The following is a 21,438-nucleotide window of genomic DNA, read 5'->3' as shown; positions in this document are numbered from 1 at the left end:
CTGGAAATCCTTGTAACGATGCTGAGAGAGTCGCCGATACCTTGCCGTGTGAAGCCTCTCCGGGCACTGCGCGACAGCTGAGTCTCGATGACTCTCCGAAATCACCGTCGGTGACGCAGCGTGCCTGTGAGATCAACCGGACCCTGTTCACGGGAGGTCAGATGGAAGAGTCGGTGCGGCCTTCGTACACGGTGAGCCAGCCACCGCCGCACATCGACCTCCAGGCCATCCCGCGTCCCGCCAAGAAGGACGAGCGCCCCACGGCGACACCGTCCCCCAAGGCGTTGCCGGCGGCCTGGGAAGCGAGATACAGAGCCTGGGTCATCGGCAGCGACGTGTTCATCACGCTGCTGGTGATCGCGATCAGCGCGTTCGTCATCGATCGCGTTGCCCCGCACGACATGCACGCCTTCGGCACGATGCTGGCGATCTTCGTCTCGCTGCCGGTCAGCCGGGCCTGGAGCCCGCGCGTGCTCGGCGAAGGCGCGGAGGAGTACCGGACGCTGGGCCGGGGCTTCATCACCGCCGCCGTCCTGGTCGCGCTGGGCGGCCTGCTGTTCGGCGCGCTCGAGGTCCAGGTCTGGGTGTTCGTCGTCGTGCCGGCCATCGCGCTCGTCGCGTTCCCGCAGCGGTACCTGCTGCGCCAGGTGCTGCACCGCAAGCGCGCCAAGGGGCTCTGCCTGCTGCCGGTCATGGCCGCGGGCAGCCCGGAGACCGTCGCCGACCTGATCGCCCGCACCCGCTCGGAAGTGCACGTCGGCTGGCGCGTCGAGGCCGTCTGCACCTTCAGCGGCCACGGCGAAGAGCGCGACAGCGGCGAGATCGACGGCGTCCCGGTCGTGGGACGGCTCGAGGAGCTGTCCCGCCACGTGCGCCGCGGCGGCTACCGGGTCGTGGCCATCACCGCGGACCAGTACTGGACGCCGAAGCGCCTGCAGCGGCTGGCCTGGGACATGGAGGGGACCGGTGCGGAGATGGTCGTCGCGCCGGTGCTGATGGAGGTCGCCGGCCCGCGGCTCAACGTCACCGGCGTGCTCGGGATGCCCCTGCTGCGCGTCACGGCGCCGATGTTCACCGGCGGGCGCCGGGTGGTGAAGGAGATCGTCGACCGCTGCGGCTCGGCGCTGCTGCTGACCGTGCTCTCGCCCCTGCTGCTGGTGATCGCGCTCGCGATCAAGCTGAACGACCGGGGCCCGGTGATCTACCGCCAGCGCCGCGTCGGCCGCGACGGCGCCGTCTTCACCATGCTCAAGTTCCGCACGATGGTCACCGACGCCGATCAGATCAAGCAGACGCTGGCCGCGGACAACGAAGGCGCGGGGCCGCTGTTCAAGATGAAGCGCGATCCGCGGATCACCCGCGTGGGTGGTTTCCTGCGCCGGTATTCGCTCGACGAGGTGCCCCAGCTGTTCAACGTCGTGGCCGGGAAGATGTCGCTCGTCGGTCCGCGCCCGCCGCTGCCGGAGGAAACGGCGCAGTACGCGCCCGACGCCCGACGCCGCCTGCTGGTGAAGCCCGGCCTGACTGGCCTGTGGCAGGTGAGCGGCCGCAGCGACCTCACGTGGGCCGAGAGCATCCGGCTCGACCTGCGCTACGTCGAGGACTGGTCCCTGGCGCTGGACCTGGTGATCCTCTGGAAGACCTTCCGCGCGGTGATGGGCGGCCAGGGCGCCTACTGAGCCGACCGACCGCGCGCTTCGCACCACGGCCGCCGACCCCGCTGGAGGGGGTCGGCGGCCGTGCTCGTTCCGGGGCCGAAGCGCCCGCGACCCGATCGGGTGACCGTTGCTCGCTCCCCGCTGTGATCCACGCAACTGGTTGAACGCGAAATAGTTCAACGCTCAACCTAGTTGCACCGGGTACCGACCAACGGAAGGAACCCAGCCCCATGACCACCTTTGCCGAGCAGACCGAAGGCCTCCAGGTCCCCGCGGACGTCCAGAACCTCCTCTTCCGCGAGGCCCGCACGGCCAACAGTTTCAGCTCCGAGCCGGTGACCGAGGAGCAGGTCCGCGCGATCTACGACCTCGTCAAGTGGGCCCCGACGTCGATGAACACCCAGCCGCTGCGCGCGCTGGTGCTGCGCACCGCCGAGGCGAAGGCCCGCCTGCTCCCGCACCTGGCCCCGGGCAACCGGGACAAGACCGAAGCCGCGCCGCTGACCGTCGTGCTCGCCGCGGACGTCGACTTCCACGAAAACATCCCGCAGGTCTTCCCGCACAACCCGGGGGTCAAGGACAACTTCTCCGACGAGCAGGGCCGCGTCGAGTTCGCCAAGCTCAACTCGCTGCTGCAGGTCGGCTACTTCATCATCGGCGTCCGCGCCGCCGGCCTGGCCGCCGGCCCGATGACCGGCTTCGACGCCCAGGGCGTCGACGACGAGTTCTTCGCGGGCAAGAAGTGGCGCTCGCTGGTCGTGGTGAACGTCGGCAAGCCGGGCGAGAACCCGTGGTTCGACCGCCTGCCGCGCCTCGACTTCGACCAGGTCGTCGAGACCCTCTGACGCTCTCGGGAGGGGCCGCTCCGGGCACCCGGGGCGGCCCGTTCCGCGTTCCCGGACGCGGGTGAGGCGCGCGCGAGCCGCCGACTAGCATCGACGGGGTCGTCTTTGTCACTCCAGCTTGAGGAGCCGATCGTGTCCCAGTCGCCCCCCGTTTCCCCCGTGGCCGCCTCCCGTGTGGCGGTACCGGCGGGCACTACGGCGGGCGCGGCGGTCCGCGAAGCCGGCCTGCCGACCAAGGGCGAGGACACGATCGTCGTCGTGCGCGACGCCGAGGGGAAGCTGCGCGACCTCGCCTGGGCCCCCGAGGCTGACGCCGAGGTCGAGCCGGTCGCCGCGAACACCGAGGACGGGCGCAGCGTCATCCGCCATTCGGCGGCCCACGTGCTCGCCCAGGCCGTCCAGCAGCAGTTCCCGGACGCCAAGCTCGGCATCGGCCCGCCGGTGAAAGACGGCTTCTACTACGACTTCGCGGTCGACACTCCGTTCACCCCGGAGGACCTGCAGGCGCTCGAAAAGCGCATGAAGCAGATCGTGAAGGGCGCCCAGCAGTTCTCCCGGCGCGTTTTCGACTCCGTCGACGAGGCCAAGAAAGAGCTCGCCGACGAGCCGTTCAAGCTCGAACTGGTCGACCTCAAGTCCGAAGTGGACACCGCCGAGGTGATGGAGGTGGGCGAGGGCGAGCTCACCATCTACGACAATCTCGACCCGCGCACCAAGGAACGTGTCTGGAGTGACCTCTGCCGCGGTCCGCACGTGCCGACCACGAAGTTCATCCCGGCGTTCAAGCTGACCCGCGTCGCCGCCGCGTACTGGCGGGGGAGCGAGAAGAACCCGCAGCTGCAGCGGATCTACGGCACCGCGTGGGAGTCGGCCGAAGCGCAGGACGCCTACCTGGAGCGCATCGCCGAGGCCGAGCGCCGCGACCACCGCAAGCTCGGTGCCGAGCTGGACCTGTTCTCCTTCCCCGAGGAGATCGGCTCCGGCCTGCCGGTGTTCCACCCCAAGGGCGGCATCATCCGCCGCGAGCTGGAGAACTACTCGCGCCGCCGCCACGAAGAGGCCGGCTACGAGTTCGTGAACACCCCGCACATCAGCAAGGGCGAGCTGTTCCACACCTCCGGCCACCTGCCGTACTACGCGGACACGATGTTCCCGCCGGTGCAGTTCGACGAGGAGAACTACTACCTCAAGGCCATGAACTGCCCGATGCACAACCTGATCTTCCGCTCGCGCGGGCGGTCCTACCGCGAGCTGCCGCTGCGGTTGTTCGAGTTCGGCACCGTCTACCGCTACGAGAAGTCGGGCGTGGTGCACGGCCTCACCCGCGTACGCGGGCTGACGATGGACGACTCGCACATCTACTGCACCAAGGAGCAGATGCCGGGCGAGCTCCGGTCGCTGCTGAAGTTCGTCCTCGACCTGCTCGCCGACTACGGCCTCGCCGACTTCTACCTCGAGCTGTCCACCCGCGGCGACTCGGACAAGTTCATCGGCGAGGACTGGGAGTGGGAGGAGGCCACCGAGACGCTGCGGCAGGCCGCCGTCGACTCCGGTCTCGAGCTGGTCCCGGACCCGGGCGGCGCGGCCTTCTACGGCCCCAAGATCTCCGTGCAGGCGAAGGACGCCATCGGCCGCACCTGGCAGATGTCGACCATCCAGCTGGACTTCAACCAGAACAAGCGGTTCGAGCTCGAGTACACCGCACCCGACGGCTCGCGCCAGACGCCGGTGATGATCCACCGCGCGCTCTTCGGCTCGATCGAGCGCTTCTTCGGTGTGCTGACCGAGCACTACGCGGGCGCGTTCCCGGCGTGGCTCGCGCCGGTGCAGGTGGTCGGCATCCCGATCACCGCCGACCAGGTCGAGCACCTGCAGGGCATCGAGAAGGCGTTGCGCGCCAAGGGCATCCGCGCCGAGGTCGACGCGAGCGACGACCGGATGCAGAAGAAGATCCGCACGCACACCACGCAGAAGGTGCCGTTCATGCTGCTGGCCGGCGCGAAGGACGTCGAGGCGGGCGCGGTGTCGTTCCGCTTCCGCGACGGCGGCCAGATCAACGGCGTGCCGGTGGAGAAGGCGGTCGAGGCGATCGCGGAGTGGGTCGGGCGCCGCGAGAACGCGTCGCCGTCGGCCGAGGCGCTGGAGACGGTCGTTCGGTGAGTGAGCCGCCCGAACTCGTCGAGCAGCAGGGCGTCGGGGTCCAGGACGCGTTCCAGCGCCTCTGGACCCCGCACCGGATGGCCTACATCAAGGGCCAGGACAAGCCGGACGGCGACGAAGACACCGGCTGCCCGTTCTGCCGCATCCCTTCCCTGGACGACAAAACGGGGTTGATCGTCGCCCGCGGCACCGTCGTGTTCGCGGTGCTGAACCTGTACCCGTACAACCCCGGGCACCTGATGGTGGTGCCGTACCGGCACGTCGCGGACTACACCGAGCTGACGGTGGAAGAGACGCTGGAGGTCGCCGAATACACGCAGCACGCGATGAAGGTGATCCGCGCAGTCTCCGGCGCGCACGGCTTCAACATCGGCCTGAACCAGGGCGTGGTCGGGGGCGCGGGGATCGCCGCGCACCTGCACCAGCACCTGGTGCCGCGGTGGGGCGGGGACGCGAACTTCATGCCGGTGATCGGGCAGACGAAGGTGCTCCCGCAATTGCTGAGCGAAACGCGGGACCTGCTCGCCGACGCGTGGTGAACCGTTCGGAAAACGCTCGAACGCCGTAACCGGCAAACCGTGATTGAGTGTTCAACCGAGGGTATGATGGACGTATGTCCGAAACCCGATGGCTCAGCGACGACGAGCAGCGCGTCTGGCGTGAGTTCAACGCGGCCACCCGCATGCTCAGCGCGCACCTCGAAGGCCAGCTGCAGCACGACTCGGGCATGCCGCACACCTACTACGAAGTCCTCGTGGCGCTTTCCGAGGCCGAAGGCCGCCGGCTGCGGATGAGCGAGCTCGCCGACGCCCGCCAGGCGTCGCGCAGCCGGCTCTCGCACGCCGTCGCCCGGCTGGAAGCCAACGGCTGGGTGCGCCGGGAGGCCTGCCCGACCGACAAGCGCGGGGCCTGGGCCGTCCTCACGAAGGAGGGCTTCGCCGCGCTCGAAGCGGCCGCGCCCGGCCACGTCGAGGCCGTCCGCGAGAGCCTCTTCGACCCGCTGACGCCGGAGCAGGTCGCCGCGCTCGGGGAGATCAGTGCCGCGATCCGGCAGCGCCTCTCGCCGAAGTGCGCCGCCGCGCAGGCCGCGGAAGAGGCGCGGGAACGCGAGGGCGAGCTCTCGAAATCGGGCTGACGCGGGGCGGCGCGTCGGTGCCGTCGTGCCGGGTGGATAGGCTGCATTCGCCCACCCGACCCTCGTAGCCAGGTGCCTCTGACGAAACGATGCTCAATATCTTCGCGCGTGCCTCCGTTTCCCGCGTCACCGATCCGATCGGCCAGGCGCTGGTCCGCGTCGGGCTGACCCCGAACGTGATGACCGTGCTCGGCACCGCCGGCGCCGTCGTCTGCGCCCTGGCCTTCTTCCCGAACGGCTACCTGCTCTGGGGCACCTTCACGGTGTGGGGCTTCGCCATGCTCGACCTGCTGGACGGCGCGATGGCCCGCGCCCGCGGCTACGGCACCCCGTTCGGCGCGGTGCTCGACGCCACCTGCGACCGGCTGGTCGACGGCGCGCTGTTCGCCGCCATCGCCTGGTGGTGCTTCGTCGTCGACGACAACCACCCGGCCGCCGCCGCGGCGCTGCTGTGCCTGGTGCTCGCCCAGGTCATCTCCTACGTCAAGGCCCGCGCCGACGCGTCCGGCCTGCCGGTCGACGGCGGGCTCGTCGAGCGCGCCGAGCGGCTGATCATCGCACTGGTCGGCACCGGCCTGCACGGCTTGGGCGTCCCGTACACCGTGGACGTCTCGCTCTGGCTGCTGGCCGTGCTGTCGGTCATCACCCTGCTGCAGCGCTTCGCCGCCGTGGCCAAAGCGGCACGCGAGGCCGCCGCCGGGGAGCAGCCGGCATGAGCGACCTGACCGAGCGGCTGAGCGCTTTCGGCTACGCGGCGGGCTGGCGGCTGGCCGGCTGGCTGCCCGCCGGGTTCGGCGGCACGGTCTTCTCGCTCGGCGCCGACCTCGCCGTCAAGCGCGACGGCGGCGGTGTGCGGCAGCTGCGCGCCAACCTCGCCCGCGTCGTCCCGCAGGCCGACCCGGTCGAGATGGACGAGCTGACCCGGCGCGCGATGCGCTCGTACGCCCGCTACTGGCACGAGACGTTCCGGCTGCCGTCGATGGACCAGAAGGAGGTCAGCGACAAGGTCGCGGCCTCCATCACCGGCGTCGAGAATCTCGACGCGGCGCTCGCCGAGGGCAACGGCGCGGTGATGGCGCTGCCGCACAGTGGCAACTGGGACATCGCCGGCGTCTGGCTGGCCGGCTACCTCGGCGGATTCACCACCGTCGCCGAACGCCTCAAGCCCGAGTCGCTGTACCGGCGGTTCGTCGAGTACCGGGAGTCGCTCGGCTTCGAGATCGTGCCGCTGACCGGCGACAGCTCCGCGATGCGCGTGCTGCTGAAGCGGCTGCGCGAGAACAAGGCGGTCTGCCTGGTCGGCGACCGCGACCTGACCACCAGCGGTATCCCGGTGAAGTTCTTCGGCGAGCAGGCCCGCTTCCCGGGCGGCCCGGCGCGGCTGGCCGCCACCACCGGCGCGGCGCTGATCCCGGCCGGCTGCTGGTTCACCGAGGACGGCTGGCAGATCCGGCTGCACCCGCGCATCCGCGTCACCGCGCGCGCCGAGGTCCCGGCCGCCACGCAGGCGCTGGCCGACATCTTCGCCGGCGACATCGCCGCGCACCCGGCCGACTGGCACATGCTGCAGAAGTTCTGGCCCGCCGACCTCGAGGCCGGCGAGCAGACCCCCCTCGAAGAAGCGAGCTGAGCGTGGCCGCGCGCCCGATGCGGGTCGGGATCGTCTGCCCCTACTCGTTCGACGTGCCCGGCGGGGTCCAGGGCCACGTGATCGACCTGACGAAGGCGCTGCTCTCCCGCGGGCACCAGGTCTCCGTGCTCGCGCCCGCCGACGACGACGCCGACCTGCCGGAGTTCGTGCACCCGGCGGGCAAGGCACTCGGCATCCGGTACAACGGCTCGGTCGCGCGGCTGCAGTTCGGCCCGGTGTCCTACGCCCGCGTGCGGCGCTGGATCCGCGAGGGCGACTTCGACGTCCTGCACCTGCACGAGCCGGCCGCGCCCAGCCTTTCGCTGCTGGCGCTGCTCATCGCCGACGGCCCGATCGTGGCGACGTTCCACACCGCGACCACGCGCTCGCGCACGCTGTCGGCCTTCCAGCCGGTGCTGCGGCCGCTGCTGGAGAAGATCACCGCGCGGATCGCGGTGTCCGCGCTCGCCCGCCGGGTCCAGGTCGAGCACGCGGGCGGCGACGCCGTCGAGATCCCGAACGGCGTCGACGTCGAGTTCTTCTCCTCCGCGACGCCGTTGCCGGGCTACCCGCGGGCCGGTGGGACGGTCGGGTTCGTCGGCCGCTTCGGCGAGCCGCGCAAGGGGATGGGCGTGCTGCTGGAGGCGCTGCGGCGGATCCTCCCGGAGTTCGAAGACCTGCGGCTGGTCGTCGTCGGCCGCGGGGACGAGGACCAGCTCCGCCGCGACGCCGGCCCGGAGCTGGCGCCGCACCTCGAACTGCTCGGCCAGGCCGACGACTTCGTCAAGGCGCAGGCCCTGCGCAGCGTCGACGTCTACTGCGCGCCCAACACCGGCGGCGAAAGCTTCGGGATGATCCTGACCGAGGCGATGGCGGCGGGCACGGCGGTGCTGGCCAGCGACCTGGACTCGTTCCGGCGGGTGCTCGACGACGGCCACGCCGGGATGCTCACGGCGACCGGTGACCCCGCGGCGCTCGCGGACGGGCTGCGCGAGCTGCTCGGCGACCCGGCGCGCCGGGCGTCGCTGGCCGCGGCGGCGGGGGAGCACGTGACGGTGTTCGACTGGTCGGTCGTGGCCACCCAGGTGCTGCGCGTCTACGAGACGGCGATCGCCGCCGACCCCCGGCGGGTCGCGGCGCCGGAGCGGGAGTTCGCCCGGTGACGGTGTTCGAGTGGCTGCTGCCGCTGCTGGCCCTGGTCGTCGTGGCGGGCGGGCTGTTCCTGGTGGCGACGGCGAACCGGCTCGACCGGCTGCACGTCCGGACCGACGCGGGCTGGGCCGCCCTCGACGCAGCGCTGGCGCGGCGGGCGGTGGTGGCGCGCGCGGTCGCGGTGCTGCTGCACGACACCGGCCTGCGCACCCTGGCCGAGCGGGCCGAGACGGCGCCGCGGGCCGAGCGCGAGGCCGAGGAGAACGAGCTGACGCTGCAGCTGAGCCGCGTCGACCGGGCGGGCCTGCCCGCCGAGCTGGCCGAGGAGCTCACCGACGCCGAGCACCGGGTGGTGATCGCCCGCCGCGTCCACAACGACGCCGTCCGCGACACCCTGCGCCTGCGGCGGCGGCGCAAGGTCCGGTACTTCAAGCTGGCGGGCACGGCGCCGCTGCCGGAGTACTTCGAGTTCGCCGAGCCGGAGGTCTGACGATGTGGTGGGTGGTCGTCGAGGAGCAGCGCGGCGGCGGGGACGGGCGCCACTGGAACGTCACCAAGACGAAGCCGGCGGGCGGGGACCGGGAGCACGCCGACGAGGTGGCGCGGCGGCTCGCGTTCGAGCACGAACCCGTCCACCCGTCGGCGGTCAAGGAGCGGAAGGTGCTGCGGGTCGGCGACGGCTACCTGGTCATCGCGACCGGCCGGACCGCGACGTTCCACTTCCGCGTGACGCTCGGCGAGACCGTGGCAGCCCCGGCATGAGCTGGTGGGTGGTCGTCGAGGAGCAACGCGGCGCCGGTGACAGCCGGAGCTGGTCGTTGTCGGAGACCTTCTCCTACGCCGACCAGGCGACCGCCGAAGCCGAGGCCGAGCGGCTCGCGCGGGAGTACCAGCCGGTCTACCCGTGGTCGCCGAGGTCGCGGAAGGTGCTGCGGGGCGTCGGCGGGTACCTGGTGATCGTCGATGGCCGGACCTCGACGTTCCACTTCCGGCTGAGCGTGCTCGAAGAGATCTGAAACCGGCTCGCCCGCGGCCGCGTCGGAGCGGCATGAGTACGTGGTGGGTGGTCATCGAAGAGCAGGGCGGCATGGGCGACGGCCGGGGCTGGGGCGTCGCCGACGCGGCGGGGTACGCGGACCGCGAAACCGCGTTCGACGAGGCGCACCTGCTGGCCAAGCAGCACCGGCCGCCGCGGCCGTCGTCACCGCAGAAGCGGGTCGTGCTGCGCGTGACCGACGGGTACCTGGTGCTGGTCAAGGGCAAGACCGACGTGTGGCAGTTCCGCGTGACGGTGGGCGAGCAGGCCGGCGGCTGACAGACTGGGCGCATGAGTGAGACCTGCGACGTCGCGCACGGCGCGGCGCCCGCCGACCCCGCCGTGCGGACCCTGGTGGCGGTGTTCGCGTCGCCGGTTTCGCGGCACCTGCTGGTGTTCGCGCGCGAGCTCGGCTACCACGTCGCGCTGTACGAACCCAACCCCGCGCGGGCGACCGACGGGCCCGAGGGCGTCGAGGCGGACACGACGTTGCCGCCACTGGACGGCACCGCCGACGTCGTGGTCACCGACCACCACCGGCCCGAGCTCGGCGAGGTGCTGAAGGCCGCGCTGGCGGGCGAGCCGCGCTGGATCGGCGTGCTCGGCAACCCGCGGCACCCGGGCCCGCACGTGGCGGCGCTGCAGGGGCTGGGCGTACCCGAGGCCGACATCGCCCGCGTGCACCGGCCGGTCGGGCTGAACATCGGCTCGCGCACGCCGCCGGAGATCGCCATCGCCACGCTCGCCGGCCTGCTGGCCGACCGCAACAACCGCCCAGGCGGCTTCGACTTCTGACGTGCCCCGGCCGTCGTGAGTGTTCAGGGCGGTTAGAACCGCCCTGAACACTCACGACCCGGGGCGCGGCGTTCAGTGGACCGCCATCCCTTCCGGCATCGGCTCGAAGCGGGCGTGGCGGCGGGTGAACGACGCCGTGCCCGACGTCATCGAGCGCAGGTCGATCAGGTACCGCAGCAGTTCCGTCGCCGGGACTTCGGCCCGGATCACCGTCCGGCCGCCGTCGCAGGCTTCGGTGCCCAGCACCCGGCCGCGCCGGGACGACAGGTCGCCCAGCACCGTGCCGAGGTGCTCGTCCGGGAGCCGGATCGCCACCTCCTCCAGCGGCTCGAGCATCGTGATGTGCCCGTTCGCGGCGGCCTCCCGCAGGGCCAGCGCGCCGGCCGTCTGGAACGCCGCGTCCGAGGAGTCGACGCTGTGCGCCTTGCCGTCGACCAGCGTCACCTTGACGTCGACCACCGGGTGCCCGTCGGCCAGCCCGCGCTGCAGCTGGGCCCGCACGCCCTTCTCCACGCTCGGGATGAACTGGTGGGGCACCGAACCACCCACGACCTTGTCGACGAACTGGAACCCGCCGCCGCGGGGGAGCGGCTCGACCTCGATGTCGCAGACGGCGAACTGGCCGTGCCCGCCGGACTGCTTGACGTGCCGCCCGTGTCCCTTGGCCGGCTTGGCGAACGTCGCGCGCAGGCTGACCTTCACCGGTTCGGTGTCGACGTCCGCGCCGCCCGCGCGCAGCCGGGAGAGCACGACGTCGGCGTGGGCCTCGCCCATGCACCACAGCACCAGCTGGGCGGTTTCGGCGTTGCGGTCCAGCCGCAGCGTCGGGTCGCCGGCGACCAGCCGGGAGAGGTTGCGGGCGAGGGTGTCCTCGTCGCTGCGGGTCTTCGCGACCACCGCCACCGGCAGCAGCGGCTCCGGCATCGCCCACGGCTCCATCAGCAGCGGGTCGTCCGGGGAGGAGACGGTGTCCCCGGTCTCGGCCGAGCCGACCTTCGTCAGCGCGCACAGGTCGCCCGCGACGCAGAAGGGCACTTCCCGCAGGTTCGCGCCGAGCGGGGAGTAGAGGTGCGCGACGCGCTCGTCGGCGTCGTGGTCCTCGTGGCCGCGTTCGGCGAGACCGTGCCCGGACACGTGCACCGGACGCTCGGGGCGCAGCGTCCCGGAGAACACCCGGACCAGCGACACCCGGCCGACGTAGGAGTCGACCGCCGTCCGGACGACCTCCGCGGCGAGGGGGCCCGCGGGGTCGGCGGAGAGGGCGGCGTGCGTCCCGCCGTCCGGCGTGGTGACGTCGGGCGGCTTGTGCTCCAGCGGCGAGGGGAACGCGCGGACGATCCCGTCGAGCACCTCGGTCAGGCCGATCCCGCTGGTCGAGCAGACCGGGATGACGGGGTGGAAGGAGCCGCGCGCGACGGCGGTTTCGAGGTCGGAGATCAGGACGTCCTCGGAGATCTCCTCCCCGGCGAGGTAGCGGTCCATCAAGGACTCGTCCTCGCTCTCGGCGATGATCCCTTCGATGAGCTCGTTGCGGGCCTCGGCCATCCGCTCGAGCTCGGCCGGGTCGGGCTCGCCGGGCTTCGGCGGCGGCCCGCCGGTGTAGTCGAAGTACCGCTGGGTGATCAGCCCGACCAGGCCGTTGCCCGCGGGCAAGTAGAGCGGCAGCACGCCGTCGCCGAACGCGGCCCGGCAGGCGGCGATCTCGGCCATCGCGTCGGCCCGGTGGTGGTCGAGCCGGGAGACGACGACCGCGCGCGGCATCCCGACCGCGGCGCACTCCTCCCACACCGCGACCGTCGCCGCGTCCACCCCTTCGGCGGCGCAGACGACGAACAGCGCCGCGTCGGCCGCGCGCAGCCCGGCCCGCAGCTCCCCGACGAAGTCCGCGTACCCCGGCGTGTCGATCAGGTTGATCTTGTGGCCCTGGTGCAGCACCGGGGCCACCGAGAGGCCGACCGAGCGCTGCTGGCGGACCGCCGCGGGGTCGTGGTCGCACACCGTGGTCCCGTCGACGACCGAACCCGCGCGCGGCACCGTGCCGGAGGCGGCGAGCAGGGCCTCGGTGAGGGTCGTCTTCCCCGAGCCGGACGGGCCGACGAGCACGACGTTGCGGACCTTCGCGGGGTCGTCCACAGCGACGGCGGCCCCGGTGTCGGCGTTCTTGGCTTGTCTGTCTGCCATGACGACTCCTCGGCGAACGGCTGGTGTACGGGATGTGTCCTCGATCACACACCCGCTACCCTGGTCACGGCAAGGCAGGGCTCCCGGGACCAGCCGAATGCCCGGGGGGACACGGGGCAGGGGGAGTGACGTGGACAGGCGGACTTTCTTGCGGGTTTCCGGAGCGGTACCGGTGGCGGGGCTGGCCGGGTGGCCGCCGCCGGACGACTGGGAGCGGCTGCGCAAGCGGCTCTCGGGGCCGTTGTTCCGGCAGGCCGACCCGGGGTACACCGAGGCCAGGCAGGGTTTCTTCACGATGTACGACGACCGGATGCCCGCCGCGGTGGTGGGGGCCGCGCGCGTCGAAGACGTCCAGGCGGCTCTCGGTTTCGCGGCGCGGCACGGGCTGCCGGTCGCGGCCCGCGGCGGCGGGCACAGCTACCCCGGCTATTCCACAGTGGACGGCGGGATCGTCGTGGACCTGAGCCGGTTTTCGGGCGTCGAGGTGCGCCCGGACGGCCGCGCGGTGATCGGCGCCGGTGCCCGGCTGGGCCCGATCGCCACGACGCTCGCCGCGGCCGGGCGGGTGCTCCCGGCGGGCAGCTGCGACACGGTGGGCATCGCCGGGCTCGCCCTCGGCGGCGGCGTCGGCCTGCTCGACCGCGCGTACGGGCTGACGTGCGACCACCTGGAGGCCGCGCGGATCGTCACCGCCGACGGCCGGGCGCGCACGGTGTCGCGCTCGGCGGAGCCGGATCTGTTCTGGGCGCTGCGCGGCGGGGGCGGCGGCAACTTCGGGATCGTCACCGGGTTCACCTTCCGGACCGTCCCGATCGCCGACGTCGCCACCTTCGAGCTCACCTTCCCGGACGGCACGCAGACCGCGCTGTTCGCCGCGTGGCAGGACTGGCTGCCCGCGCAGCCGGACGAGCTGTGGTGCGGGGTCAACATCGACGCGGTCACCGCGAACGCGAGCGGCACGTTCCTCGGCACCGAAGCCCGGCTGAAGGAGCTGCTCGACGACCTGGTCAGCCGCGTCGGCACGCCACCCGCCGAGCGGGGCGCGCGCGTGCTCGACCACGTGAGCGCGATGCGGTCGTTCGACGAGCCGGAAGCCCGGCCGGGGGCGGCCGCGGTGCGGGCGGCGTACGTCGGGACGTCGCGGATGCTGCTGCGGCCGGCCACCGATCCGGCCGCGGTCGTCGAGCTGCTGGTCGCCGACCCGAAGGTGGGCACGCTCATCGACTCCGCCGGGGGCGCGATCGCCCGCGTCGGCGCGCGCGAGACGGCGTTCCCGCACCGCTGCGCACTGGCCAGCTTCCAGTTCCTGCACGGCGCGGCGCCCGCCGACGGCGGCGAAGCGGGAGCGCGGCGGGCGCTCGCCGCGGTGCGCGACGGGCTCGGGCCGGAGTTCGGCACCACCGGGTACGTCAACTACCTCGACCCGGAGCTGCCGGACTGGGCCGAGGCGTACTACGGGGTGAACCTGCCCAGGCTGCGCACCGTCGCCCGGAAGTACGACCCGCGAGGAATTTTCGCTTTCCCGCAAGGACTTTCGGAGCCCCGCTCGACCGTCCACATCGGAGCGACTTAGACTGAGGCGACGGCTGAACAAGCCTCACCGCGCGGAATTTCGGCAGAGAGGCAGCGCGTGCTCGATCTGGCATTCTCCACTGAGGACCTGGCGCACACCCGGTTCGCGTTCTCCCCGGCGTGGGAGATCGTCGCGAGCGTCCGCGTCCTCAACCAGCCGGGCGCGCACGCGCTGCACCTGCCGTGGGTCAAGCGCGCCACCGCGGCGCTCGACGAGGCCGGGCTGGACATCGGGCTGCTGCGCGACCTCGTCCCGCTGCGGCACCTGCCCGGCTTCCTGGCCGGCACGCCGGCGACGCCCCTGCCCGAGCTGGCCGACGAGCTCGCCGACCTGCGCGACGTCCCCGCCCGCCTCGTCCGGCGCGAGCTGGACGCGATGGCCGGGCCGCGGTCGACGGCGCTGAACCGCTTCCACCGCGACCCCGAAGCCGGCCTCGAGCGGCTCGCGACGGTGATGGAGCGGTACTGGGACCTCGTGCTGGCACCCGACTGGCCGCGGATCCGGGCGCTGCTCGAGGCCGACGTGCTGCACCGGTCGCGGCTGCTCGCCCAGGGCGGGGCCGCCGAGCTGTTCAACGACCTCACCCCGCTGGTCCGCTGGGAGGGCGGCACGCTCACGGTCGCGCACCGGCACCTGCACGCCGCGGTGCCGCTGGACGGGCGCGGTCTGGTGCTCGTGCCGTCGGCGTTCGTCTGGCCGCGGGTGTTCTCCAAGACCGACCCGCGCTGGCAGCCGGTGCTGCGCTACCCGCCACGGGGGATCGCGACGCTGTGGGAGACCGGCACGGCCGCCGCGCCCGCGGCGCTGGCCCGGGTCGTGGGCCGCGGCCGGGCGATGCTGCTGACCGAGCTCGCCGCGCCGGCGTCCACCGCGGAACTGGCCCGCCGGACCGGGCTGACCGCCGGCGCGGTGTCGCAGCACCTAAGCGCGTTGAAGGCCGCGGGCCTGGTCAGCGGGCACCGTGCCGGACGTCACGTGCTCTACGCACGCACCCGGGCGGCGGAAGTCCTGGTCGGCGGCGTGCCGGAAGTGGACTGCTGAGATAGCCGCGCACTGGCCTGCCTGAAGGGTCCACCGCCGACCTACCCTCGGATTCGTCACCCTCTGTTCTTCTTGTGGAAAGGCGCAGTCGTGTCCGAGCAGCAGACCACCGTCCAGTCCGTCACCGGCACCGCCAAGGTGAAGCGCGGCATGGCCGAGATGCTCAAGGGCGGCGTGATCATGGACGTGGTCACCGCCGACCAGGCCAAGATCGCCGAAGACGCCGGCGCGGTCGCGGTGATGGCCCTCGAGCGCGTGCCCGCCGACATCCGCGCCCAGGGCGGCGTCGCCCGGATGAGCGACCCCGACCTGATCGACGGCATCATCGAGGCCGTCTCGATCCCGGTCATGGCGAAGGCCCGCATCGGCCACTTCGTCGAGGCGCAGGTCCTGCAGTCCCTGGGCGTCGACTACATCGACGAGTCCGAGGTCCTCACCCCGGCCGACTACGCGAACCACATCGACAAATGGGCTTTCACGGTCCCCTTCGTCTGCGGCGCGACCAACCTCGGCGAGGCCCTGCGCCGCATCACCGAGGGCGCGGCGATGATCCGCTCCAAGGGCGAGGCGGGCACCGGCGACGTCTCCAACGCGACCACCCACATGCGCAAGATCCGCGGCGAGCTCCGTCGTCTCCAGTCCCTGCCGGAGGACGAGCTGTTCGTCGCGGCGAAGGAGCTGCAGGCCCCGTTCGAGCTGGTCCGGGAGGTGGCACAGGCGGGCAAGCTCCCGGTGGTGCTGTTCACGGCGGGCGGGATCGCGACCCCGGCCGACGCGGCGATGATGATGCAGCTGGGCGCGGAGGGCGTGTTCGTCGGCTCGGGGATCTTCAAGTCCGGCAACCCGGCCCAGCGCGCGGAGGCGATCGTGAAGGCGACGACGTTCTACGACGACCCGGACGTGCTGGCGAAGGTTTCGCGCGGACTGGGCGAGGCGATGGTGGGGATCAACGTGGAGGAACTGGCGGAGCCGCATCGCCTGGCCGAGCGCGGCTGGTAGACGCTGGTAAACGAGATGATTCGGGCTCACGCCGCCGATGTTCGGCGGCGTGAGCTCAGACGATGGAGAAGTCTCGTTACTGAGACTAGATGACTTGGTATTTCACGGCGCTCGGTTCGGGCCGTCCAGGCTCCCAGACCTCCCGCCCGATCGTCTTTCCCAGCTCGCCGAAGCAGCCCTGGACGCCAAGCCGGTGGACGCAGAACCACCAGGCGTCCAGCTCGTCCGCGATGAACCCGCGAAGCCGCTCTTTGTAGGCGTCGAGCTCGCCGTTGTCGCCGTACGGGATCTCTCGGAACTCAGGTGAGGTCTCCCTGACGTGCAATTCCACTCGTTCCCAGTAGTCGTACGGCTGGTCGAGCTCTCCGGGCTCGTCGGTCGCGAGGATGTCCAGGTGGTGGAAGCGCCCGGACTTCCCGTACCGGGCGAACGCCGCGAAGACGAGAGGGATGACCGTGCTCTCGGCGATGTGCTTCCCGAGCTGAGTGGCGTACCCAGTGGCCGTCGTTCGATCCACGTCGTCGCCGACCGCGGCCAGCACGCGCGCGTTCAGCTTCTCGATGTCGTGGCCCCAGTCCCTGAGCTGCTGCTTGGTAGGCCATTTTCCGGTGTCCTCGACCGCTTTGCACCCGAGCATGACCTTCATCGTCTTTTCGGTGCGGATGCTCCCGAGCGAGAAGACGGCGTCGCCGTCGGTGCGCACGTACCGAATGTTCCTGATCGCGTGGATCGAGTCGCGCATCAGGTTGCGCGCCGATTCCGCTTCCTCGAGGAGGGCGAACCCTTGGCGCAGGGATAGGGCCGGGTGCAGCCCGGGTGGGCGTTCGGCAGGCTTCGGCATCAAGGACCCTCGGTTTTCGGTCTTGGCGGAGGTGTACCGGCTTGCCGAGCGGGGCCGGTGACGGCTCAGACGTACTCCGAAATCTCCACCCCGTAAGTACCCGGCTCCAGGGCCTCGAAGATGTGCGGCACATCGCCCGGATAAGAGATGTAGTCCCCGGGCAGCAGCTCCTCCGGCTCGTCCAAAACGCCCACCCGCGCCCGGCCCGCGCAGAGGACGATGTGCTCGACCACCCCCGTCATGTGCGGGTCGGAGCGGCGCGGGGTGCCCGGCTCGCCGCGGACGATGTAGATGTCGCGACGGGCGCCCGTCGGGCACGCCGACAGCAGGGTGCACGCGTAGTCGGCGTGTTCGGCGAAGACCGTCGGGCCCTTGCCCGCGCGGACCACTCGGACCTTCGGCCGCTCCGGCTCGACCAGTCGTGAAAACGGGACGTCGAGGGCGACGCCGAGGGCCCACAGCGTCTCGACGCTCGGGTTGCCCGTGCCGGACTCGAGTTGCGACAGCGTCGACTTCGCCAAGCCCGCGCGCTTCGCCACCTCGGTCAGGGAGAGGCCGGCGCGGGTGCGTTCGCGGCGCAGCGACGCCGCGATGATGTCGAGGGGTGCGCCCGTGGGGGGTGGTGCCATTCCGTTCGCTCCATCGGTCTTTTTGTTCGCCTTGACGAACGCCGGTCCGGGTGTTCACTATAGAACACATGCGTTCGATCTGGCGAACACTCGATCGGGGCCTCGCCCGGGACATCGGCCTGGTTTGTGCCGCCGATTGTCTCGTGGGTGTGTCCTACGGTGCCATCGCGGTGAGTTCCGGGTTCCCCTTGTGGCTGCCCATGCTGATGTCGCTGCTGGTGTTCGCCGGCGCGTCCCAATTCATGTTCGTCGGGATCGTGGCGGCCGGCGGCAACCCCTTCGCCGCCGTGCTCGCCGGGCTGCTGGCCAACGCGCGGCACCTGCCGTTCGGGTTCGCGATCGGTGACGTCCTGGGCAAGCGGTGGCCCTCCCGGCTGATCGGCAGCCACCTGATGATCGACGAATCGGTCGCGTTCGCGCTGGCCCAGCGCGAGGCGCACCAGCGCCGCGCGGCGTACTGGGCCTGCGGAATCGGCCTGTTCGCCTGCTGGAACGTCGGCGTCGTCGCGGGGGCCTTCGCTGGTCAGGCGATCAGCGACACCGACGTCTTCGGCCTCGACGCGGCGTTCCCGGCGGTGCTGCTGGCGCTGGTGCTTCCGGCGTTGCGCGACCGGGCGGCGCGGCTGCCGGTGCTGACCGGGGTGGTGGTCGCGCTGGCCGCGACGCCGTTCCTGCCCGCCGGGCTGCCGGTGCTGCTGGCGCTCGCGGGGGTCCTGGTGGGCGTCGCGGCCAAAGAGCCCGAGCTGCAGGAGGCGCGCTGATGGACGGCGTGGAGCTGCTGGCCGGCACGGTGGTGCTGGCGCTGGGGACGTTCGCCTTCCGGTTCGCCGGCCCGGTGCTGCGCAGCCGGGTGAAGCTGTCGCCGAAGGCCCAGCGGCTGATGGCGCTGGCCGCGGTGGTGCTGCTGGCGGCGCTCGTCGCGGTCAGCGCGCTGACCGAGGGGCACGGCTTCGCGGGCTTCGCGCGGCCGGCCGGGGTGCTGGTGGCGGGCGTGCTGGCGTGGCGGAAGGCGCCGTTCGCGCTGGTGGTCGTCGCGGCCGCGGCGACGGCGGCGCTGCTGAGGCTGGCCGGGATCCCCTGAGCCGCGCAGCTATGACGTGAACGACTCTTTCCTGTCACCGGACGCGGTGAACGACCCTTTCATGACGTTCGCGGACCGGGGCTGACCTGCCGTGGAGGCGGGGAGCCCGTACGTCTAGGCTGGTGGGAAGGTCTTTCGGGAGGTCGGGTGTCGGAACCGGTCGTCGGTGTGCTCGCCATGCAGGGTGCCGTGCGCGAGCACGTCGCGATGCTGGCCGAAGCGGGGGCGCGGGCCGTGCCCGTGCGCCGCGCCGCGGAACTGTCCGAAGTGGACGGTCTGGTGCTGCCCGGTGGCGAGTCGACCACGATGTCGCGGCTGCTCGAGACGTTCGAGCTGCTCGAGCCGCTGCGCGCGCGGATCGCCGAGGGCATGCCCGCCTTCGGCTCGTGCGCGGGGATGATCCTGCTGGCGCGCCAGACCCTCGACGGGCGGCCCGACCAGCAGCAGCTCGGCGGCCTCGACGTCGTCGTCCGGCGCAACGCCTTCGGCAGGCAGGTCGACTCCTTCGAGGCCGACCTCGACTTCGCCGGGATCGACGAAGGAGTGCACGCCGTTTTCATCCGGGCCCCGTGGGTCGAGAAGGCCGGGGACGGCGTCGAGGTGCTGGCCACGGTCAGCGGCGTGCCCGGCGTGGCGGAGGAAGCCGCTAGGATCGTCGCGGTCCGGCAAGGGGCGGTGCTGGCGACCGCGTTCCACCCGGAACTGACGCCCGACGTGCGGGTGCACCGGCTGTTCGTCGACCTCGTGCGGAAGGCAGCCTGAGACGCGGTGCCCGGCCGGGGTACGGAACAGATGGAGGAGAGATGAGCGGCCACTCCAAGTGGGCCACCACGAAGCACAAGAAGGCCAACCTCGACGCGAAGCGCGGCAAGCTCTTCGCGCGGTTGATCAAGAACATCGAGGTGGCCGCCCGCACGGGCACCGGTGGTGGCGACCCGGATGGCAACCCCACGCTCTACGACGCCATCCAGAAGGCGAAGAAGAACTCGGTCCCGCAGGACAACATCGAGCGCGCCCGCAAGCGCGGCGCCGGCGAAGAGGCGGGCGGCGCCGACTGGCAGAACATCACGTACGAGGGCTACGGCCCCAACGGCGTGGCGGTGCTGATCGAGTGCCTCACCGACAACAAGAACCGCGCCGCGATGGAGGTCCGCACCGCGCTCACGCGCAACAACGGCTCCCTCGCCGACCCGGGCTCGGTCGCCTACATGTTCACCCGCAAGGGTGTCGTGATCATGCCCAAGGGCGACGCGTCCGAGGACGACGTCCTGATGGCGGTCCTCGACGCGGGTGCCGAAGAGGTCAACGACCTCGACGAGAGCTTCGAGATCGTCTCCGAGGGCGGCGACCTGGTCCCGGTGCGCAAGGCGCTGCAGGAAGCGGGCTTCGAATACGAGTCGGCGGAGCTGACGTTCCTCCCGTCGGTCAGCGTCCCCCTGGACGCCGACGGCGCGAAGAAGGTCTTCAAGCTGATCGACGCCCTCGAGGACTGCGACGACGTCCAGAACGTGTACGCGAACTTCGACGTGTCGGACGAGGTGCTCGCCGAAGTCGGCTGAGTTTTCCCAAGCGCCGCAACGCCTTCGTGCCCGGGCCGGAAACTTTCCGGCCCGGGCACTGGGCTCTCGGGGTCTCGTCAGGCAGAATGTGCGCCGTGACCTCGACGACCCCCGCCACCTCCGCCGACCTCGCCGCCGAACTCACGCCCGACGAACAGCAGCTCGTCGAGTGGATCGAGGGGCAGGCCAAGGAACGCGGGAACGCCGTCGTCACCGTCGCCGCGGACGACGAGGGGGCCGGCTACTGCTTCACCGCCTGTGCGTGGGCGCTGCACAACGTGCCCGAGGCCGTCGTCGTCGGGCTGCCCGACCACATGGGCGCCGTCCTGCTCGACGCCTACGTCGACCGCGCGGCCAACGGTGAGATCTTCGAGGTCGGCAAGCGCTACGACGACTTCTTCGACGGCGTCCCGGTCGTGCTCGAGCGGGTCGACAAGGGGCACTACCCCGAGTACTTCGGCACCGCGTTCCTCATCTACCCCGACGGCGACTTCCCGGCCCTGCAGCTGATCGTCGCGACGCCGGAGGGCAAGTTCCCCTGGCACCCGGACGCGCCCGAGGGCTTCGCGCGGTGGCAGCCGGTGCTGACCGGGAGCGGCGACCCCGAAAGCTGGACCCCCGGCGTCGACGGTCCCTAGAACTTCCGCAGGTCGGCGGCGGCTTCCGGGTATCGCAGCGCCAGGTCCGCGGCGGCCGCGAACTCCACGCAGTCGTCGGTGTAGGGCGGCACGACGACCGTCCCCAGCAGGCTCCACGCGCCGCGCGTCACGGTCGCCTGCCACGTCCCGGCGGGCACGACCACCTGCGGGCGTTCGCCGGCGGCGACGTCGGTTCCCAGCACCGGCCGCTCGACCGAGCCGTCCGGGTGCAGCAGCAGCATCGCGGCCGGCGCCCCCGCGTGGTGGGCGTACACCTCGACGCGGTCCAGCCGGTGCGGCGCGGAGAACTCGGGCGCCACGAGCAGGTAGTAGATCGCGGACCCGGTTTCCGAGCGCCAGCTCTGCGCCCACCGCCCGCCTTCGATGGGCAGCGGCTGAAGACCCAGGTGGGTGACGAAATCCGACGGCTCCGGCATGTCACCCATCCTGCCGGAGCCCGCGCCCAGTAGCCTGCCAACTCGAAC

Annotated in this window: 25 protein-coding genes; 21 read left to right on the top strand and 4 right to left on the bottom strand. The window is 71.7% G+C overall.

All coding sequences use genetic code 11. The features are described 5' to 3' along the window. Window positions 1–161: 161 nt before the first annotated feature. The 13 genes from ACLJQM_RS24790 to ACLJQM_RS24730 all read left to right on the top strand — a co-directional run bounded on the left by ACLJQM_RS24790 (window position 162) and on the right by ACLJQM_RS24730 (window position 10,411). Entirely contained in the window at window positions 162–1,679 is a 1,518-nt protein-coding gene (locus ACLJQM_RS24790; protein ID WP_360784314.1) for a sugar transferase, read from the top strand. Window positions 1,680–1,888: 209 nt separating this feature from the next. After that, window positions 1,889–2,503, top strand: a complete 615-nt coding sequence (locus tag ACLJQM_RS24785; protein ID WP_360784311.1) for a malonic semialdehyde reductase — start codon at window positions 1,889–1,891, stop codon at window positions 2,501–2,503. A 132-nt stretch (window positions 2,504–2,635) separates the two neighbouring features. Continuing rightward, window positions 2,636–4,663: a threonine--tRNA ligase gene (thrS, locus tag ACLJQM_RS24780; protein WP_410632930.1), complete on the top strand. Its 2,028-nt coding sequence runs from the start codon at window positions 2,636–2,638 to the stop codon at window positions 4,661–4,663. Continuing rightward, window positions 4,660–5,202 (top strand): HIT family protein, encoded by a 543-nt coding sequence (locus ACLJQM_RS24775; protein ID WP_410632929.1) that lies wholly within the window; start codon window positions 4,660–4,662, stop codon window positions 5,200–5,202. The genes thrS and ACLJQM_RS24775 overlap by 4 nt, the downstream gene beginning before the upstream one ends. 74 nt (window positions 5,203–5,276) lie before the next feature. Beyond that, entirely contained in the window at window positions 5,277–5,798 is a 522-nt protein-coding gene (locus tag ACLJQM_RS24770; protein ID WP_360784306.1) for a MarR family winged helix-turn-helix transcriptional regulator, read from the top strand. Between the two features lie 89 nt (window positions 5,799–5,887). Further along, on the top strand, window positions 5,888–6,514 hold the full coding sequence (gene pgsA, locus ACLJQM_RS24765; RefSeq protein ID WP_247023938.1) for a phosphatidylinositol phosphate synthase: 627 nt from the start codon (window positions 5,888–5,890) through the stop codon (window positions 6,512–6,514). After that, window positions 6,511–7,428 carry a phosphatidylinositol mannoside acyltransferase gene (locus ACLJQM_RS24760; protein WP_247023937.1) on the top strand — a complete coding sequence of 306 codons (918 nt, stop codon included), beginning with the start codon at window positions 6,511–6,513 and terminating at the stop codon, window positions 7,426–7,428. The genes pgsA and ACLJQM_RS24760 overlap by 4 nt, the downstream gene beginning before the upstream one ends. 17 nt (window positions 7,429–7,445) lie before the next feature. Further along, window positions 7,446–8,591: a glycosyltransferase family 4 protein gene (locus ACLJQM_RS24755; protein WP_360784358.1), complete on the top strand. Its 1,146-nt coding sequence runs from the start codon at window positions 7,446–7,448 to the stop codon at window positions 8,589–8,591. Beyond that, window positions 8,588–9,070: an NUDIX hydrolase gene (locus ACLJQM_RS24750; RefSeq protein WP_247023936.1), complete on the top strand. Its 483-nt coding sequence runs from the start codon at window positions 8,588–8,590 to the stop codon at window positions 9,068–9,070. The genes ACLJQM_RS24755 and ACLJQM_RS24750 overlap by 4 nt, the downstream gene beginning before the upstream one ends. 2 nt (window positions 9,071–9,072) lie before the next feature. After that, window positions 9,073–9,342, top strand: coding sequence for a hypothetical protein (locus tag ACLJQM_RS24745; protein WP_360784300.1), 270 nt, complete (start codon window positions 9,073–9,075; stop codon window positions 9,340–9,342). Further along, the gene (locus ACLJQM_RS24740) at window positions 9,339–9,596 is read left to right on the top strand and encodes a hypothetical protein (RefSeq protein WP_410632928.1); all 258 of its coding nucleotides are present in this window, start codon (window positions 9,339–9,341) and stop codon (window positions 9,594–9,596) included. The genes ACLJQM_RS24745 and ACLJQM_RS24740 overlap by 4 nt, the downstream gene beginning before the upstream one ends. 32 nt (window positions 9,597–9,628) lie before the next feature. Further along, on the top strand, window positions 9,629–9,895 hold the full coding sequence (locus ACLJQM_RS24735) for a hypothetical protein (protein ID WP_410632927.1): 267 nt from the start codon (window positions 9,629–9,631) through the stop codon (window positions 9,893–9,895). A gap of 12 nt (window positions 9,896–9,907) precedes the next feature. After that, the gene (locus ACLJQM_RS24730) at window positions 9,908–10,411 is read left to right on the top strand and encodes an XdhC family protein (protein WP_410632926.1); all 504 of its coding nucleotides are present in this window, start codon (window positions 9,908–9,910) and stop codon (window positions 10,409–10,411) included. A gap of 72 nt (window positions 10,412–10,483) precedes the next feature. Here ACLJQM_RS24730 and ACLJQM_RS24725 read toward each other — a convergent pair whose 3' ends face one another. Continuing rightward, window positions 10,484–12,592, bottom strand: a complete 2,109-nt coding sequence (locus ACLJQM_RS24725) for an elongation factor G-like protein EF-G2 (protein ID WP_410632925.1) — start codon at window positions 12,590–12,592, stop codon at window positions 10,484–10,486. A gap of 130 nt (window positions 12,593–12,722) precedes the next feature. Between ACLJQM_RS24725 and ACLJQM_RS24720 the strand changes: the two genes are divergently transcribed. From ACLJQM_RS24720 to pdxS, 3 genes are all read left to right on the top strand, one after another. Continuing rightward, window positions 12,723–14,165: an FAD-binding oxidoreductase gene (locus tag ACLJQM_RS24720; RefSeq protein ID WP_410632924.1), complete on the top strand. Its 1,443-nt coding sequence runs from the start codon at window positions 12,723–12,725 to the stop codon at window positions 14,163–14,165. Between the two features lie 57 nt (window positions 14,166–14,222). Next, window positions 14,223–15,206 (top strand): DUF5937 family protein, encoded by a 984-nt coding sequence (locus ACLJQM_RS24715; protein WP_410632923.1) that lies wholly within the window; start codon window positions 14,223–14,225, stop codon window positions 15,204–15,206. A gap of 90 nt (window positions 15,207–15,296) precedes the next feature. Beyond that, entirely contained in the window at window positions 15,297–16,205 is a 909-nt protein-coding gene (gene pdxS, locus ACLJQM_RS24710) for a pyridoxal 5'-phosphate synthase lyase subunit PdxS (protein ID WP_281506306.1), read from the top strand. 85 nt (window positions 16,206–16,290) lie between these two features. On the opposite strand, the gene ACLJQM_RS24705 is transcribed toward pdxS, so the two are convergent. Both ACLJQM_RS24705 and ACLJQM_RS24700 read right to left on the bottom strand, forming a co-directional pair. Then, window positions 16,291–16,908, bottom strand: a complete 618-nt coding sequence (locus ACLJQM_RS24705) for a hypothetical protein (protein ID WP_410632922.1) — start codon at window positions 16,906–16,908, stop codon at window positions 16,291–16,293. A 203-nt stretch (window positions 16,909–17,111) separates the two neighbouring features. Next, a complete protein-coding gene (locus ACLJQM_RS24700) occupies window positions 17,112–17,675 on the bottom strand; it encodes a helix-turn-helix domain-containing protein (protein WP_247023927.1) in 564 nt (187 codons plus the stop codon). A 68-nt stretch (window positions 17,676–17,743) separates the two neighbouring features. On the opposite strand from ACLJQM_RS24700, the gene ACLJQM_RS24695 reads away from it, so the two are divergent. The 5 genes from ACLJQM_RS24695 to ACLJQM_RS24675 all read left to right on the top strand — a co-directional run bounded on the left by ACLJQM_RS24695 (window position 17,744) and on the right by ACLJQM_RS24675 (window position 20,953). Next, window positions 17,744–18,436 carry an AzlC family ABC transporter permease gene (locus ACLJQM_RS24695; protein ID WP_410632921.1) on the top strand — a complete coding sequence of 231 codons (693 nt, stop codon included), beginning with the start codon at window positions 17,744–17,746 and terminating at the stop codon, window positions 18,434–18,436. Next, window positions 18,436–18,756, top strand: a complete 321-nt coding sequence (locus ACLJQM_RS24690) for an AzlD domain-containing protein (protein WP_370962658.1) — start codon at window positions 18,436–18,438, stop codon at window positions 18,754–18,756. The genes ACLJQM_RS24695 and ACLJQM_RS24690 overlap by 1 nt, the downstream gene beginning before the upstream one ends. 147 nt (window positions 18,757–18,903) lie before the next feature. Then, the gene (pdxT, locus tag ACLJQM_RS24685) at window positions 18,904–19,518 is read left to right on the top strand and encodes a pyridoxal 5'-phosphate synthase glutaminase subunit PdxT (protein WP_281506305.1); all 615 of its coding nucleotides are present in this window, start codon (window positions 18,904–18,906) and stop codon (window positions 19,516–19,518) included. 41 nt (window positions 19,519–19,559) lie between these two features. Next, window positions 19,560–20,315 carry a YebC/PmpR family DNA-binding transcriptional regulator gene (locus ACLJQM_RS24680; RefSeq protein WP_155549612.1) on the top strand — a complete coding sequence of 252 codons (756 nt, stop codon included), beginning with the start codon at window positions 19,560–19,562 and terminating at the stop codon, window positions 20,313–20,315. 86 nt (window positions 20,316–20,401) lie between these two features. Beyond that, window positions 20,402–20,953, top strand: a complete 552-nt coding sequence (locus ACLJQM_RS24675; protein WP_247023924.1) for a DUF4262 domain-containing protein — start codon at window positions 20,402–20,404, stop codon at window positions 20,951–20,953. On the opposite strand, the gene ACLJQM_RS24670 is transcribed toward ACLJQM_RS24675, so the two are convergent. Continuing rightward, a complete protein-coding gene (locus ACLJQM_RS24670; RefSeq protein ID WP_410632920.1) occupies window positions 20,950–21,390 on the bottom strand; it encodes a cupin domain-containing protein in 441 nt (146 codons plus the stop codon). The two genes, ACLJQM_RS24675 and ACLJQM_RS24670, sit on opposite strands and share 4 nt — an antisense overlap. Window positions 21,391–21,438 lie beyond the last annotated feature (48 nt).

It is taken from the genome of Amycolatopsis sp. cmx-4-83, assembly GCF_046548815.1.
Taxonomy (GTDB): domain Bacteria; phylum Actinomycetota; class Actinomycetes; order Mycobacteriales; family Pseudonocardiaceae; genus Amycolatopsis; species Amycolatopsis pretoriensis_A.
Note: the sequence above shows the minus strand (reverse complement) of the source record. Positions and strands in the feature narration are given on the sequence as shown.